We start from the raw sequence: 15,438 nt of genomic DNA on the forward strand, positions 1-15,438 counted from the left end.
ATGATCCTGGTATCAGCTGTTCCCCCAGTCCCTGGGCCTGGCCAGGGAGCGAGCTGTGATGATCCCATGGCGGGGACCAGCCTTGCAAGACAATCAAAGGATTGAGTGAGCGCGGGATGCGACCTGATTTGTCCCGCCAGGCAGATCGGCAGACCGCGCGGGGCGGGGATCTGGCTAGGATTCGATCCGCACCCACTTGCCGCTTTGCGACTGGGATTGGCGAGCGAAATAACGATAGGAGGTCTGCGACCAATTCCTGACGGCTCCGCTGCGATTGTCGAGGATGAGGTCACCCTTGTCCGTGCGGACGGTGAGAACCGTATGGCCGGCGCCGCCGAGGGTCGCCACCGTCAGCAGCAAGGCCGAAGCCGGCCAGCCGCGTTTCATCAGTTCGCTTTTCTTGAGGATTGCGAAATCCTCGCAATCGCCTTCCCGGGTCGGGATACGCCAGTCGTCGGCACTGCCGGAAGCAGAGTCGTTGCGGGCCACGATCCTGGCATTGACGGAACTGTTCACCGCCTGCAGCTCGGCCAAGCGGCGATCGGTAAGCTTCACCTCTCTGACGTGTCCGGTCGGACTGCAGTATCTCGGCTGCCTTGCGCAGAAGGTGCGCGCGGCCGGCGGGGCGAACGCATAGCCCGCCGTGGCCATCATGGCCGAACTGTCGGAAGTGTGCATGGTTTCGCTGCAGCCGGCCAAAGCCATGGCCGCGGCGACAAGCGCCACGAAACGTATCACGTTCATCCCCTCGAACTAGCTCGAATGATCAAGGCAATGATGATGTTCGCGGAGCCAGGTAAATCAACCCTGCCGGATAGTGTTTGCACAGATTCTAAAACAATGTATGCTTAACAAATTGTTTCCGATGGTCGGAAACTTTGACATAGCGCCCAGTTTGGGGACGGGAGCGCCTTTTTTCCCTTCTTGGAGGAAGAAATGCACCTGTACCCAACCTGCGCGAGCAGGGCTCGCGCACTTTTGCTTGTGTCATCCGCTCTTGCAGCGGTGAATCTGACAATACCCGCATCGGCACAAAACAGCGTTCGGCCGCGTATGACGGCCGCACAATGCCAGCCGCTGACGGAATCCAACTACGCGCTCTGCTGCATTGCGAGCAATCGCGGAAGCATCCTGACGCGAGCACAAATCGCAATGTGCCCGCCGATCACGACAGCCCTTATCGCAGCCACCGTTGCCAGTGACGGTGAAGGCGGCGGCTCTGGCGGCGGCGACGGCGGCGGCGACGGCGGTGGCAACGGCGGCGGCGATGGCGGCGGCGATGGCGGCGGTAATGGCGGCGGTGATGGCGGCGGCAACGGCGGCGGTGATGGCGGCGGCAACGGCGGCGGTGATGGCGGCGGCTCCGGCGGTGACGGCGGCTCGGGCGGCTCCGGTGGCAGCGGTGGTTCGGGCGGCTCCGGTGGCAGCGGTGGTTCGGGCGGCTCCGGTGGCAGCGGCGGTTCGGGCGGCAGCGGCGGCAGCGGCGGCAGTGGCGGTTCGGGCGGCGGCAGCGGCGGCTCGGGTGGCTCCGGCGGCAGTGGCGGCTAAATCCGGATAGAGCAACTCGTCGTATCGAGTTGGCAGAAGCGGGTGGACGTCTGGGTCAGGCGCCCACCCGCTTGCCTGACTGCCGCCAAGAGATGTGCGAGACGATTTCTTGGGACCGGCCCCGCGTTTTCGACTGCCACCGGTCTACCACGCGTATCGCAAGCTGGCCCTACCGCCGACCCCGTCACACCGCGCGGCCGAGCGCTCCACGCGCCGGCATCTCGGCTGGCCGTCCTATTGCAGGAAAACCTGTCAATACAAGTATTCCCGGGAGGAGGGGTATGCTGTCACAAGACAGTGAAATGCGGGGAAGACGGGGATTCCCCGAATTGCGGCTTTCTATTTCCAATCAACCATGGTTGATTTCGTGCCGCTCGTGTTGCGCAGATCGCCGGAGGGGGTTTGTGCGCCTCATTTCGATGATGGTCGAACTTGGTGTGATTGTCGGTGGCCTCGGCTTCGAGACCGAGGCCAGGTGCCGCGACCTGGCTGCCTTGGCTACGACTTCGATTTCCGATCCTGCTGAAGCGCTGCGTCTTCAGGAGGAACTGACGGCGCAGTTTTCCCTGCTCTCTTATGGGACCGGCCTCGGGCTCGATATTTCACCCCAATGGGACGACCTGCTCGACCTTGTCGAGTCCGTGCGTTGCGCCTCGCTGCTGAATTGACCCCGATGGCCGTGGATCGGTGGCTCGTGGCCCGGCGTGAACGGGCGACCTGACAGGCAAGCTTGCAACCGCGGGGATCCGTGTTGCCGACGCCAGCTGGGCGGCGCCTGTCACCAGCGTTGCGGCCTTGCCATCGCCAGCCCCTTTTCCAGGGCCTCCTTGAGACTTGTGGTGTAGTGCGCGGTGTCCTCGAGGCCGCCGAAGAAGTTTATGCGATGGATCTCGCCCTTCTTGCTCATGACAATTCCGGCTGCCCGCAGGCTCTCTTGAACTGACTTGTATGTCATCTCCACGGTTCCCTCTGCCTACCCACAGCTTAAGGTCGCATCTTTATGTAACGAAGCCGTGTCGGTGACTGTGAAGGAGACAACATAAGCTGCTGCCGACTAATCAGATCGAGCTAAGGCCTATCGAGCTAATTGAGTTAAGCGCAAAACACGCTCACTATCCTGTCTTCCGAGCTTACCAAAAACTCCAACGCTCGCAGGAGTTGCCCTCGGATTGTTTGCCGAACCTCGTCTTCCCCCCGAAGCCCCGTCGGCAGGCAAGGCGGACCCGGTGTCCCCCAGGTCCGCCTTTTTCGGGGCCAGCCTCAGCCAAATCAGGAATTTGAACTCGCCGCCTGGGGCGGCAGTGCGGCCGGTCAGACAATGTGCTGGCGCTGTTCCCGCGCCGCCGCGCCCCGTATCCGGAATCCGGCGTTTGAACTGGCTGAAGGCCGACTAAGGCGCTTGGCAAGCCGCAGCGGCAAGCCGGCTCAAATCATTGCGGAAGTTCCGCCGCTAGGGTAATTTAGAAACCGATTGGATGAGGAATACGCCCGCATTCGCCATGGCGCCTGCCTCAGCCCCTGTTTCGGCAGATTGTGAACTCTTTAACAGACCCCGGCACCGCAAGCTGCGTTCTTGTGGTCGACAGGTCATAGCAGTTAAGGATTTGCCATGCTGCGATGCTGCGCGTTCATTGCAGCCCTGATCCTCGTGGGCCTCGCGACGTTGGATGCCCGCGCCGATCGGAGGGTTGCCCTTGTGATCGGCAATTCCGAATATCGGGACATCCCGGCGCTCAAGAATCCCGACAAGGATGCCGAGGATGTGTCGAACACGTTTCGGCAGGCCGGCTTCGACGTGTTCGTCGCCAAAGACCTCACCAAACTCGAGTTCGAGAAGCAATTTCGCAATTATCTGGCCGCAGCCGACGGCGCCGAACTGGCGGTCGTCTACTATTCCGGCCACGGCTTCCAGATCGGCGGCGAGAATTTTCTGATCCCGGTCGATGCCTCGCTGAAGAAAGCGGCCGACATCGAGGTCCAGGCCATCAAGCTCAACGATGTGCTCGAGCAGATGCGTTCGAAATCGAAGATTCAGGTGATCATCCTCGATGCCTGCCGCAACAACCCGTTCCCGCGCAAGGATTACTGGCTGAGGGATCAGCTCATCACCGCCGGCAATGCAGGCCTTGCGCAGGTCAAGAGCTCGCTGAACACGCTGATTGCCTTCGCGACGGAACCGGGGGCGGTCGCCTATGACGGAACCGGCGACCTCAGTCCCTTCTCGTCGGCATTTTCGCGGCGCGCGCTGGCGCCGAACCAGGAGATACGCACCGTGATGGCGGCTGTGCGCCGCGATGTTGTCCAGGCGACCGAAGGCAAGCAGGTGCCCTGGGAAAATTCCTCGCTGATCGATGAGGTCGTGCTGATGCGCCGCGCCACCCGGCCTTCGCTGCCGCCGGTGCTGGAGAAGGTCGTGCCGTCGGGGATCGGCCCGGTTGCCCTCGATTTGCCGGCGCCCGTCGACGTCGATGGTGGAACGGTCACGGTCAGCATCGAAAGACCGCCTGCGCTCGGACAACTGACACTGGACGGCAAGCCTGTCGAGGTCGGCCAGCCGATCCAGGGCAAGGACCTGCCGCGCCTGAAGATGGATGTACCCAAGGGAGCAGTTGCCCAGGAAGAAGTTGATATGCTGGCCTACGCCACCCACGACGACTGGGGCGGTGAAGCTCAGGGCATCATGGTGTTCCGGGTCAAGAGCGGCGAGGGCGCCGAGGGCGAACAGGTTGTGGCCTCGCTCGAGGCCGAGCAAAAGCAGCAGACGCTGGAACGGGGCATCCACATCACCGGTGCCGCCGAGGCGATCGAGAATAGCGACGTTGCCGTTCCCGTGGGCGTCGGCCCGGTTGCGCTGAAGCTGGACCTGCCGACGAAGGACCCAGCGGTCAGCCTGAAAGTCGCGAGTTATCCGGCAACGGGAACGCTATCGCTGCCTGACCGAACACTGACGCCCGACTCAAGCCTGATGGTCGGCGAAGTCGAGCACCTGCGGTACGAACCCCAGATCGGCACCGTCAAACCGCTTGTGGTCGGCTTCGAAATCCGGGCGGACAACAATTCGCCCAAGCCCGCCACCATGAAACTCTCGCCCAGCGTCGATCCTTGCGATACGGCCGCCGGCGAGCCTCTCGACCTGCAGGGCGTGGTCCCCGGCCTGCTGCCGAACGAGATCGGCGCCAGTGCCGTGGACGTCTGCGAGGCCGCGGTGAAGGCTTACCCGGATGTGCCCCGCTTCCGCTATGAACTCGGGCGCGCGCTGCTTGCCGCCGGCAAGGTCCAGGAGGCGAGGACAGCCATCGAGGAGGCCGCAAAGAAGGGACATGTCCGCGCCGTGTTCGAGCTCGGCTACCTGCACGCGACCGGGACTGGGACGCCGCAAGACCGCACGCAGGCCAACTCCCTCTACAAGGCCGCGGCCGACAAGGGTGATCCCTACGGCATGACATCCTGGGGCCGCGCCCTGTTCAACGGCTACGGCGTCAAGGCCGATACCGCAAAGGGGCTGGACCTGCTGCTCAAGGCGGCGGCGATGGGACATACCTACGCCATGAACGATCTCGCCGCGATCTTCACCGAGGGCCGCAACGGCGTGACCGCCGACCCGGCCCGCGCCGTCGCCTTCCTTCAGGCCGGCGTGCAGCGGCAGGACATGTATTCGATGAACCTTCTCGGCCGGAACTATCTCAGCGGCCAGGGCATCGAGAAGGATCCAAAGATGGCGCTGACGCTGTTTCAAAAGGCCATCGATCTTGGCCAGCCCTATGCCCCGGCCAGCCTTGGACGCATGTACCGGGACGGTGTTGGCGTGGAGCAGGACCTCGCCGAAGCGCAAAGACTGTTCGAGCTGGCGACCATGCGCGGCGATCAGGCCGGCGCCTACGATCGCGCGGCTCTCGAAATGCAAAAGGGCGACAAGGCGGATCAAGCCGTTGCCGCGCGTTTCCTTGCCTTCGCGGCTGCGCTCGATCTTCGCAAGGAACTGCCGGAGGCCAGAAAGACGCTGGCAAAATTCGGAGCCAAGCCGAAAACGGCCGCGTTGCAGCAGTTGCGGCAGGAGCTCAAGTCGAAGATCCCCGCGACCGGTTCGCTGGACGCCCAGCTGATCAACGCGGCCAGAGGAGTGTGGGAAGAAGCCAATCCGCGCAGGGACCTTTTCTGATCAACCGGGAGGCAATGGTGGGCAGGACATTGAAGCAAGCAATCACCGCAACAACGCTATCCGGCGTCGTGGTGGCGCTCATGGGCTGCACGTCCATGATGCCCAAGGCCGAGCCGATGCCGGTGGCGGCGAAGCCGCAGCTGAAGGTCGTTCAGACGACCCCTCAGACCACGGTCGTCAAACAGAAGAAGGTGACTGCCAAGAAAGTGGTAAAGCCGGTTGAGGAAACCACTGTGACCGCGCCTGTTGTCCCCACTTTGGGAGGCGGGAACGGCGGAGGCGGCGGCGGCTGGGGAGGATGACCAAGCTTCCAGGGCAGCCGGCTGCGATGACCGTGCGCTGCGCCATTAGGCGTCCGTCGATTGACGCATAGCATCGATCTCCGCCGTCTGGATGCCCAGTTCGACGAAGGCTGAAAGCACGGAAAATCGATCGGCGAGCGCGACACGCGCCAGTCCCGACAGTATCCCTGCATTGACCGCATGGGCGGCGGGGAACAGCCGCGCGCCAGGCCGCGCCGTGGCTTCCGCGGCCGAACCGTCGTCGCGCCATGCCGCCGCCAGGGCGATCCAGGCGGCGGGGGTTGTCGGCGGCATCGCCGCGGCCCTGCTCAGCGCGGCATGATGCCGGGGATTGTCCGGTTCGCTGACCCAGTCGCCGACAAGCCTGAGCAGTTCCTGATCCTGCCCGTCGAGCAGGTCGGTCAGGTGGCTCAGACACTCATGCGCCCACCAGACGGCAGCCCGTGCGGCAAGCAGATAGGCGCAGAACGTGATCGCCTCCTCGGGCACCGGCCCGGCGAGCAGGGCGCGGCAGAAGTCGATCGAGGCTTGCTCGGTTGCAGGGGCGCTCATGTCCTCGGCAACAGCGGGACAAGCCATGAAAAGATCCCGTGCCGTTTTGTATCGGAGCTCATTGGCCATGGCTGCCACGCCTTCCCTGAGGGACAACAACCACTCAAGCCTTCGGCGAGGCAACGGTCAAGCCTTGCTCGGCCGCGGAGCGGCCACTGTCGGCAATGCCGTATATTTTCGATGTCGCCGACAGACAATTGCTCCGGAATTTGATATGATCCGGCCGGCGAAATCGGATGCTCAGACGGGAGTAACGGTTATGCAATTGGGCAATTCAGCCTTAGTGTTGGCGATCGCGCTTGTGTCGGGCCAGGCTTTTGCCGATCCGCTTCAGAAATCGGAAGATATCGTGAAGTTCTTTGCCGGTGAGGGCAAACTCGGCGCTTCGCGCGGAATTTGCGTCGGCAGCGAAGACGAGTGCAAGAGCAAGAGCGAGACGAAGCAAGCCCCGGCCAAACAGGCAGGCCTCGACATGCTGGTCAATTTCGGACTGGATTCGGCCGAGCTCGACGCGACGGCGCGCGCGGAACTCGACGAGTTCGCCAAGGCGCTGAAGGACAGCCGGCTGAGCTCCCTCAGCTTCGTCGTCGAAGGCTATACCGACGCGTCCGGCACGGTCCACTACAATGAGGGACTGTCGCAGCGAAGGGCACGCTCGGTGACCGCCTTCCTGACGTCCAACGGCGTCGACGCTGCCCGCATCAAGGCCATCGGCATGGGCGAGAAGAACCCGCGCAGCCCCGATCCCTATGATCCGGTCAACCGCCGGGTGGAGATGCGGATCAGCACGCAGTAGCTTGGGCCGACATGCAGTCCAGAGTGGTTCAGAGAACCGCTCTAACTATTTGCTTCTACGCAATCCCTGGAATTGCCGTAGGACGCAGGCGCGTCAGTTCTTGAGCGCGCCGTCCACGGCCACACCGGTGCCGAAGATCAGCGCCTTGGTCAGGAAGTCGTTGTTGTTGTCCTGGGGCGGCGGGGGTTCCTCGCGGCCGACCAGCGTGTCGCGGTTGCGCCTCGTCTGAACGACCTGCTGTTGCTTCCTGCGGGGTTTCTGCGCCACCGCCTTCGGCGTGCGGGCCTTCTGCACGACCTGCTTTTTCGGCGCCGCCGCACGGGCCTGGTCGGCTGCGTGCTTGGCACGCACGGCCTCCATCATCGGATCGGTCTGGACCACCAGGAAGGCCAGTTGGTCGCGCGTCAGGAAGGTCGTCGGCGGCAGGCCGTTCCTCTCTTGCCAGTCGCCGATGGCCTGGCGGGTCTTGGGCCCCATATTGCCGTCGACGCGGCCAAGTTCGTTGCCAAGCGCCTCGATGCGCAACTGCAGGTCGATGCGGCCCTCGCGGTCGAGGCCGATGGCGTTTTCCGTCTGCTCGCTGCCCAGCGCCTGCTTCATCTCGTCCGAAATGCCAACCGAGGTGCGCACCGTGGAGCCAGAATTGGCATCCGCCTCATCCGTATCGAGGGCCGCGACCTTCCGGTCTTCGGCTTTCGGGTCCTGCAACTCATCGATGTTCAACCGCGCCACCGTCGCGAAACGGCCATTCGGGAACTGGTCGAGATAGGCCTCGTAGAACGGAATGGAATTCTTCTTCGAGGCTTCGTCCCACAGCCGCTGCTCGACTTCCCAGGACGGAGCTTCGCCGACCACCAGGCCGGGGGCCGATGTCGCCGCGGCGTTGGGCGCGTCGGCGGCGGGTTTTGCCGCAGGCGGCGCCACGACAGGTTTTCCCATGAACACCTCACGCCCCAGCGACGCGTTGTGCCATGGCCGCTGCCGGCCTTGCGTGGTCTCGGTCACTTCGCCGCGCACGCGCGTCAGCGCGCTCTGGATCTCGACGCCCGGTTCGGTCAGATGCCTGGCGAGCGCGGTCGAGTAGGGACTGTTTACGCCGTTGCCGTCGAAGGCGATGGCGCCGGGGTCGGTCGCATAGGCGATCAGGATGCCGCCGGTGCCGACGCCTTCCGATTTGGCTTCGACGGGCGCCAGGCCGGCGCCCAGCGAGCGCGACTTCGGCAGCGATGCGGCAAGCGTCCTGGCCAGCGGATTGTCGCGGCAGGCGTCGAGGATGATGACGCCGACCGCCGGATCGGACGGCAGCGCCGCCATGAACTCGTCGATCTGGACGGTGCGGGTCTTGAGATAGGCCGGCGAGGTCAACTCGGCATCGACCGGAATGAGGAAGTTCTTGCCGTCCACCTGCATGCCGTGGCCGGCATAGTAGATGACGGCGAGGTCGGCATCGTAGGATTGCTCGGTGAACCGGCTGATGAGGCTGTGCATGCCCACATTGTCCTGGTCCACCCCTTCGATGACCTCGAAGCCGGCGTTGCGCAGCGTCGATGCAATGAGGTGCGCGTCGTTGGCGGGATTAGGCAGGGCGACGGCATGGACGTATTTGCTGTTGCCGATCACCAGCGCGACGCGTTTGGCGTCGGGCGCGCCACTATCGGAGGCCGCAGCCTGGGCGCCAAGCGAGGCCAGGACGAACAGTATGAATCCGCTCAGAAAGACGGCGAACGCTTTCATGGATCAGCCCTCCGCCCCAGCGGGGCGCGCTAGTGATGTCTGCGCATGCTAGTTTCGTCGGCGACACAGTCGCTTCTGCCAAAAATGGCTCTTGGGCGTCTGTGATCTCAACCACAGTCATGGTTCACGACAGGCCCGAAAAAATTTCGCCGATAATATCACCGGGCGGCAGGGAACACCAACGGCGGGCTTAAAGGGTGTTCTGAAGCGAGCCTATAAGGGCGGTGACGGCCTGCTTGTACTTCTCGAATTCTGGCGACGTCTGCCGGATCTCGGTCGTGGTCGTCGTCTGCTGCGCCGCGTCGGTGGCGATGCGAGGGGCCTTCTGCCCCATTTTCCGCTCCGCCCAGTCGACGACGTAACTGGCCGTCTTGCCGGTGAGGAACGGGTTGGCCTGGATGACGGCCGAGCCGAGCACGGCGCTCAGTTGCGACGCGCCCGGCGCCGCCAGCACCTGATGCGCGCCTTCCATGCCAAGGAAATGGCAGAGATAGAGACGGCCGGCGGTGATCTGATGGCCGCGGGCGCGAAGATAGGCCTCGCCTTCGCGCGCCAGGTTGCGCACCATCTCGCGTGACAGCGTCGCATCATAGCGAAGCGCGAGCAGGTCGGCGGTGGACAGCGAGCGGGCGAGATCGGGGCGGTAGGTGTTCATCATCCGGATCCAGGTCTTGGAGATGAACTGGCCGGCGCCCGTCGCCGAGGAAAGCGGGTTCTTGGCCCGCGCGCTGCCGCCGCTTTCGACATGGACGATGCGGTCGGTCAGCGTCTCGACGGCAGCATCGCCGGTGCCGCCAGAACCGCCGGAAGCGTAGGCGGCAACCGTGGTGACCGTTCCCAGCGGATCGATAGCCGCGCCGGCCTGGTAGAGCTCGAAATGCAGATGCGGGCCGGTCGAAAGCCCGGTGGTGCCGATATAGCCGATGACGTCGCCGGCCTTCACCTTGGTGCCGACGCCGCTGGCGATGGCGAATTTCTGCATATGCGCATAGCGCGTCTCGCGCCCGTTGGGATGCGAGATCTTCACGAGATTGCCGTAGCTGCCGCCATCGCCCTGAAACGTGATCTCGCCATCGAAGGCGGCCATGATCGGCGTGCCGACCGGAGCGGCCCAGTCGACGCCCTTATGGATTCGAACGGTGCCGAGGATCGGGTGCTTGCGCGGGCCGAAGGTCGAGGTCATGACGCCGCTGACCGGGGTGACCATGCCGTTGGTCACCGCCAGCGAACGAACCTCGTCATTGCCGGTGACGCACGCGAACTGGCCGTCGCTCTGCTGGAAAACGAAACAGTCGAGGCTCTTTTCCGTGCCCTGGACGCCGACATAGAGGACCCGTCCGGAGATCTCGCTTTGGCCGCGCGGCGTCTGCGAGTAGATCAGCACCAGGCGCTGGTCCTCGCTGGCGAAGGCGTCGAGATCCTGCCCCCGCGACAGATACATGATCGCTTCGCCGATCACGCCGGTCGGAACCTTGTTGCGCGCGGCCGTCGAATAGATCGCGTCGAGCAGGCGATACTGCCGCTTGTGCGTTCCTTCCTCCGGCGCGCCCGAATAGTTGAACAGGTCCTCGCGGACCCAGGGATCGACCCCCGAAACGAAAGCGCCGGCGGCATTGCGCGTCAGCGTGCCGACAAACACGTTCTTGGCGTAGATCGAGACCTGCATGAGCGACATCGTCGTCGCCTCGCGCGTCGGCCTGAAGCCGCGCATCGCCACGACATAGCCCGGTTCCAGGCTTTCCCGGTTGAACAGCGCCTTCAGCGCTTCGCCGGCCAGCTTGGCGTCCTCGGCCGAGAAATGCGCATCGAGCGCCACGCTGTCCAGGCTGCGGTCGTTGAGGATCTTCACGAAGCTGTCTTCGGTCGCCTCGAAGCGCTGGTATTCCTTGGTGACGGTCGCGACGCTGGTGTTGTTTTCGATCTGGGTTTTCTGGAATGCGGGCAGGGCGGCCTCGCCTGCATCGATCGTTTCGCCCCAGCCGGCCTCCGGATCGTCGGCGTCCGCCGGCTGTCCCGCAGCGGCCGGCGCCTCGTCGGGGACAGGCGTCGGCTGCAGATCGTTCTGCAGGTCGCCGGCCGGCGGCTGAAGATCGTCCTGCAGGTCGTCGGACGGCGGGGACGCGGTCTGCCGCTGCGCTTGGAAGAAGGCGAAATCCTCCTGCGTCGACGGGATCGTCGTCATGAATTTCTCGCTGGCGCTGAGCATCACGTCCGACAGCACCTCGATCTGCGGCGAGATCCCGGACTGATCGAGCTCGGCCGGTCGCGCCATCGCATGGGCTTTCGTCGAAGTGTCGGCATCTGGGGCGAGCGTGATCCACATCGGGTCCCCGGCAAGGTCGATGATGGCGGGCACGTAGACCGAGGCGTCGGCCGGGACGTCCTCCGTGCCGTCGACGGCCTGCAATTCCTCATCCTCATCGCCGAATGACCAGTAGTCGGCGGTGAGGTAGAAGCCGGTTCCGATCGAAACCAGGACCATCGCCGCAAGACCGACAAGGATCCGGCGCCAGAGCTTGCGCCTGCGCGAAGCCAGGCGCGCCTGCCTTTTCAGCTTGAAGCTCGTGTCGATACTGTGCGTCACGGGCTGTTCCCGGTCAGGAAGAACGTCCACCGCACCTGTTCGAGCGTGTCGACCTCGACAAACCGCGCCGCGATATGGCCGCGCTGCCAGCATTCGTCGATGCCGCGTATCGAGAAGCGGCGCCTGTCGATGCACATTTCGGTCGAGCCGTTCAGGATCGCGTGGCCGAAGACGTCCGTCGCGTAGATGTAGATGTAGCGGTTGGTCAGCTCCTCGCGAATGACGTTGACGCACTGGTTCGCGCCGATGGTCCACCAGCCGTCCGTCTGGTCGGCATTGTCGACCTTCTGGCCGACCGCGAGATTGACGACATCCAGCGTCTGATTGCAGACCGTGAACTCGGCGCGCGCCTGGCCGATCGACAGGACCGCCAGCAGTGCCGCGACCGGGATCGCGGCAGGCCTGGCGCGGCCGATCGGGCCAAGCAGGGTTCGAGCCCGATCACGCAGCTTGCGTGGCGGGAGGACGGGCGGGAAGGAAGAACGCGAGCGGCGGATTTCCATCGGCGTCCATGCTATCCGCCGAGCCGGAAATATTTGGCGGTGGCGGAGAAATCAGATCCGCGGGCCTCGATCTCGCCAAGGATCCTGGGCAGCAGCTCGGATGCCGGAGTGGGCCTTGTGAACACGGCGGCCGGGATGTCGCGAGGTCCCGTGATCACCAGTATGACCTGCGGCACGACCTTGCCGGCCGTCTTGTCGGCGGCGCCGAGCTCGATCGGGATGCTGAAGCTCGCCTTGCCCGCCTGCACGACCATGCGGTCGTCGAGGTTGAACGCCATGCCTTTGTGGTCGATCAGCAGCACGTTGGAGATGAGGCCGCCACGCGTCACCAGCGTGCCGCCGATCGGCGCGCCGTTCGGCACCAATGTCCGATCGAGGACGAGCTGCGGCTTGTCGCCATCGGAGCGGCCGAGAGAACGCAGGAAATTGGTGACCTCGCATTGGGCGGGTTCAATGAGGCGCACGCTGATATCCGGCTCGACACCGAAGCGCGACTGGAAGTCGGACATCAGCCGCTCGAACGGCTGGACCGCAGTGCCGAAGCCCTCGATCGCGGCGGCGTTGGCGGTTGCCGATGTCATGGTCGCGTAGAAACAGTCGCCGCCGCTGAAATCGCGCACCCAGGAAGCGCGTAGCGCGGTCTCGTCGAGGGGAGCGGCCGGCGGAACCTGCGGTTTGGGCACATTCAAGACGTCGGTCTCATCCGGCTGCTTGGCGGCGGGCGGTTCAGGCTGCGGGCTTGTCGTGTTCGCCGCTTCCGGTGCCGTCGCCGCGCCTTCGGGAACCTTGTCAGCCACCTTCGGCTGGACGGGCTCAGCCGGCTGGCTGGCCGGCAGCTTCGGCTTCGCGGTTTCCGCGACATCCGGCTGGGCGGGCACCGGGGCCTTTTCGACCGATGGCGAGGCCGGGGCAATCTCTTCCGGCGGCGTAGCAGGCGCGATCTTGGTGGGCGGCGCAGTCGCCTTCTGGCCATCGCCGGCCTGCTGCTGATTTGCCGATGGAGCTTGTTCGGTGGGCGCTTGCGACTGGGCAGTCGGCGGCTTTGGTTCCTCCTCCATTGACGGCAGGGGCTCGGCAGGCTGCGTTGGCGCCGGCTTCTGGTCGGACGCCGCATCCGCCGGTTTTTCGACCGGCGCCGGGGTCGGCGCTGCCGGCTTCTCAGCCGGCGGCTGGGCTGCCTCTGTCTGTGGCTTTCGGGGCGAGCCCGCTGCGGGCTCCTCGGGGGGCGTCGTGGCGGCGCTGTCGGCCGGCGCCGGCTTCGGCGTTTTCGAAGGGGAAAGCGTCGTCTTGCCGGCCGGCGGCGGGGCGGGCGTCAGGACACCGCTGAGATAGACGCCTGCTCCCGACACCAGAGCCAGCGCGGCCACGGCGGCGATGGCGATGTTTCGGGTCCTTGCGGGTTTCCTGGAACCGTCGGGCGCGGCTGCACGGGGAGGTGGTGCCGCCGCCCGCGGGCGCGGTTCGGAAAGATGCGCGGGCCGCTGATGCGGGACAAAACGCTGGTCGCCGGGGGGCACCCAGGCCTGGCCTTGCGGCTTTTCCGGCGCGGCAGGGGTCGAGGCGCGATGCAGGTCCGGCCGCTCGCGCGGTAAGGCGGATACCGGCGGCCTGGTCTCCTCGTCGGGGTCCCGGGTCATCCTGGCGATTTCGGCCATGCTGATCGGCCGGTGCTTCGGGTCCGGTTGCAGCATCGCTTCGATGATCTCGCGGAAATCGGCATCTATGTCGGAAAGATCCGGAACCGTTCGGCGCTTTTCCACGATTTCGAGCTGGGAGCCGCTCATGTCGAGCGGGTTGCCACGCAAGGCGGCCGCCAGCACCAGCCCCATGCTGTAGATGTCGGACTGCTCGCTGACCTCGCCTCCGTAAAGCCCCAGCTGCTCGGGAGAAACGTAGTTGTATTTTCCGGCGAACCTGCCGCCGATCAGCGTCTCCCCGCCGACGGCCGCCGAGCGCGCAATGCCGAAATCGATGATCTTGGCGCGGTCGACCCGGCCCCCCGGCAGGATGATGTTGTCCGGCGAGAGATCGCGATGGATCGCTCCCGCCTGGTGCACGGCGCTCAGGGCGGAAGCGAGCCGATGGCAGAGCTTGCGCACGTCCTCCACAGGCATGGCGCCACGCCTGATGACATCGAACAGCGACTGGCCGTCGACGAATTCCATGGCCAGGTAGGGTCGCCCGATGCCGGGATCGATGGTGAAGACGTGGTAGCGCACGACCGCGTCATGCGACAGGTGATTGAGGATCGAGGCTTCCTTGCGGAACAGGGACAGGATCGTCTGATCGCGGGCGAACTCCGGCAGCACGATCTTGATGGCGACGTGATCGCCGGTCTGGATGTTGTGGCCGCGATAGACCTCGCCCATGCCGCCGGACGCGATCCGCTCGTCGAGCTCGTATATGCCGCTGAGCTGCGTGCCGACGCCTGTGCTGGCAAAGCTCGGCGAGACGCGCGTCCTGTCGTCGGCGCTCATCGGTCCCGACCTCCGGCGGTGGCGGGATGCGGACCGGCCGCCTGGCCGTTGCGACGATCGCCGATCTTCACGAGTATTATGGTCACATTGTCGGTTCCGCCGCGCGCCAGCACCGTTTCCAGCAGGTTCTCGCACGCCGCCTGAGGCGCGGCCGACAACACCGCCGCCTCGATCTCCGCATCGCTGACATGCGCCGTCAACCCGTCGGTGTTCAGCACGAAGATGTCGCCCGGCATGGTCTCGCCCTGCTGGTAGTCGATCACGACCTCGTCGCTGACGCCGACCGCATGGGTGATGACGTTGCGGCGCGGCCAGGTGAGCGCTTCGGCGGCGCTGATCATGCCTCTGTCGAGGAGTTCCTGGACTTCGGTGTGGTCTTTCGAGATCTGCGAGATCGAGGCATTGCGGACAAGATAGACGCGGCTGTCGCCGGCCCAAAGGCAGGCAAACCGCCCATCCATCACCAAGAGGGCGGCGAAGGTCGAGCCGATGGTTATGCCGCGGGCTTCGGATATGCCGCGGATTTCGGCATTGGCCCGGCTCAGCCTGTCCTCGAAGCGTGCGCGAAGATCCGGCGCGGAACTGGCGATGCCGATCGTCGCCAGATGATCGACGATGCTTGCCGAAGCCACCTCGCCGGCATCATGTCCGCCCATGCCGTCGGCCACAACCCAGAGGCCTGTTCGCGGCTCGACCAGATAGCTGTCTTCATTGAGGTCGCGCACGCAGCCTTTGTGGCTGACGCCGAAGCTTTCAAAGGGAAGGGCGACATTGTTCAATTTG

At 64.7% G+C, this 15,438-nt stretch carries 13 protein-coding genes; 5 read left to right on the plus strand and 8 right to left on the minus strand.

The features are described 5' to 3' along the window. Positions 1-174: 174 nt before the first annotated feature. The gene (locus EN786_RS08170; RefSeq protein WP_246688726.1) at positions 175-678 is read right to left on the minus strand and encodes a transglutaminase-like cysteine peptidase; all 504 of its coding nucleotides are present in this window, start codon (positions 676-678) and stop codon (positions 175-177) included. Positions 679-1,053: 375 nt separating this feature from the next. On the opposite strand from EN786_RS08170, the gene EN786_RS08175 reads away from it, so the two are divergent. Together EN786_RS08175 and EN786_RS08180 are read left to right on the plus strand one after the other, a co-directional pair. Further along, positions 1,054-1,548 carry a hypothetical protein gene (locus tag EN786_RS08175; RefSeq protein ID WP_189524277.1) on the plus strand — a complete coding sequence of 165 codons (495 nt, stop codon included), beginning with the start codon at positions 1,054-1,056 and terminating at the stop codon, positions 1,546-1,548. A 404-nt stretch (positions 1,549-1,952) separates the two neighbouring features. Further along, complete coding sequence (locus EN786_RS08180) at positions 1,953-2,216, plus strand: hypothetical protein (protein WP_127287043.1); 264 nt, start codon at positions 1,953-1,955, stop codon at positions 2,214-2,216. A gap of 110 nt (positions 2,217-2,326) precedes the next feature. Here EN786_RS08180 and EN786_RS39250 read toward each other — a convergent pair whose 3' ends face one another. Next, positions 2,327-2,455, minus strand: a complete 129-nt coding sequence (locus EN786_RS39250; RefSeq protein WP_281015745.1) for a hypothetical protein — start codon at positions 2,453-2,455, stop codon at positions 2,327-2,329. 702 nt (positions 2,456-3,157) lie between these two features. On the opposite strand from EN786_RS39250, the gene EN786_RS08185 reads away from it, so the two are divergent. Together EN786_RS08185 and EN786_RS08190 are read left to right on the plus strand one after the other, a co-directional pair. Continuing rightward, positions 3,158-5,707 carry a caspase family protein gene (locus EN786_RS08185; protein ID WP_127308973.1) on the plus strand — a complete coding sequence of 850 codons (2,550 nt, stop codon included), beginning with the start codon at positions 3,158-3,160 and terminating at the stop codon, positions 5,705-5,707. 29 nt (positions 5,708-5,736) lie between these two features. Further along, positions 5,737-6,009: a hypothetical protein gene (locus tag EN786_RS08190; RefSeq protein WP_245478117.1), complete on the plus strand. Its 273-nt coding sequence runs from the start codon at positions 5,737-5,739 to the stop codon at positions 6,007-6,009. 45 nt (positions 6,010-6,054) lie between these two features. Here EN786_RS08190 and EN786_RS08195 read toward each other — a convergent pair whose 3' ends face one another. Further along, on the minus strand, positions 6,055-6,588 hold the full coding sequence (locus tag EN786_RS08195) for a hypothetical protein (protein WP_246688724.1): 534 nt from the start codon (positions 6,586-6,588) through the stop codon (positions 6,055-6,057). 232 nt (positions 6,589-6,820) lie between these two features. On the opposite strand from EN786_RS08195, the gene EN786_RS08200 reads away from it, so the two are divergent. Further along, on the plus strand, positions 6,821-7,357 hold the full coding sequence (locus EN786_RS08200) for an OmpA family protein (protein WP_127287344.1): 537 nt from the start codon (positions 6,821-6,823) through the stop codon (positions 7,355-7,357). A gap of 93 nt (positions 7,358-7,450) precedes the next feature. Here the strand turns inward: EN786_RS08200 and EN786_RS08205 are convergent, their stop codons facing one another. The 5 genes from EN786_RS08205 to EN786_RS08225 all read right to left on the minus strand — a co-directional run bounded on the left by EN786_RS08205 (position 7,451) and on the right by EN786_RS08225 (position 15,434). Next, on the minus strand, positions 7,451-9,091 hold the full coding sequence (locus tag EN786_RS08205; protein WP_135908148.1) for a caspase family protein: 1,641 nt from the start codon (positions 9,089-9,091) through the stop codon (positions 7,451-7,453). Positions 9,092-9,281: 190 nt separating this feature from the next. Next, a complete protein-coding gene (locus tag EN786_RS08210) occupies positions 9,282-11,675 on the minus strand; it encodes a M23 family metallopeptidase (protein WP_127308969.1) in 2,394 nt (797 codons plus the stop codon). Further along, positions 11,672-12,178, minus strand: a complete 507-nt coding sequence (locus EN786_RS08215) for a DUF1036 domain-containing protein (protein ID WP_245478115.1) — start codon at positions 12,176-12,178, stop codon at positions 11,672-11,674. Before EN786_RS08215 ends, EN786_RS08210 begins: the two co-directional genes overlap by 4 nt. A gap of 11 nt (positions 12,179-12,189) precedes the next feature. Further along, a complete protein-coding gene (locus EN786_RS08220) occupies positions 12,190-14,655 on the minus strand; it encodes a serine/threonine-protein kinase (RefSeq protein ID WP_127308968.1) in 2,466 nt (821 codons plus the stop codon). Beyond that, positions 14,652-15,434: a protein phosphatase 2C domain-containing protein gene (locus EN786_RS08225; RefSeq protein WP_127285740.1), complete on the minus strand. Its 783-nt coding sequence runs from the start codon at positions 15,432-15,434 to the stop codon at positions 14,652-14,654. The genes EN786_RS08220 and EN786_RS08225 overlap by 4 nt, the downstream gene beginning before the upstream one ends. Between the last annotated feature and the right edge of the window lie 4 nt (positions 15,435-15,438).

The organism is Mesorhizobium sp. M4B.F.Ca.ET.143.01.1.1 (assembly GCF_004792275.1).
Classification (GTDB): Bacteria; Pseudomonadota; Alphaproteobacteria; order Rhizobiales; family Rhizobiaceae; genus Mesorhizobium; species Mesorhizobium abyssinicae.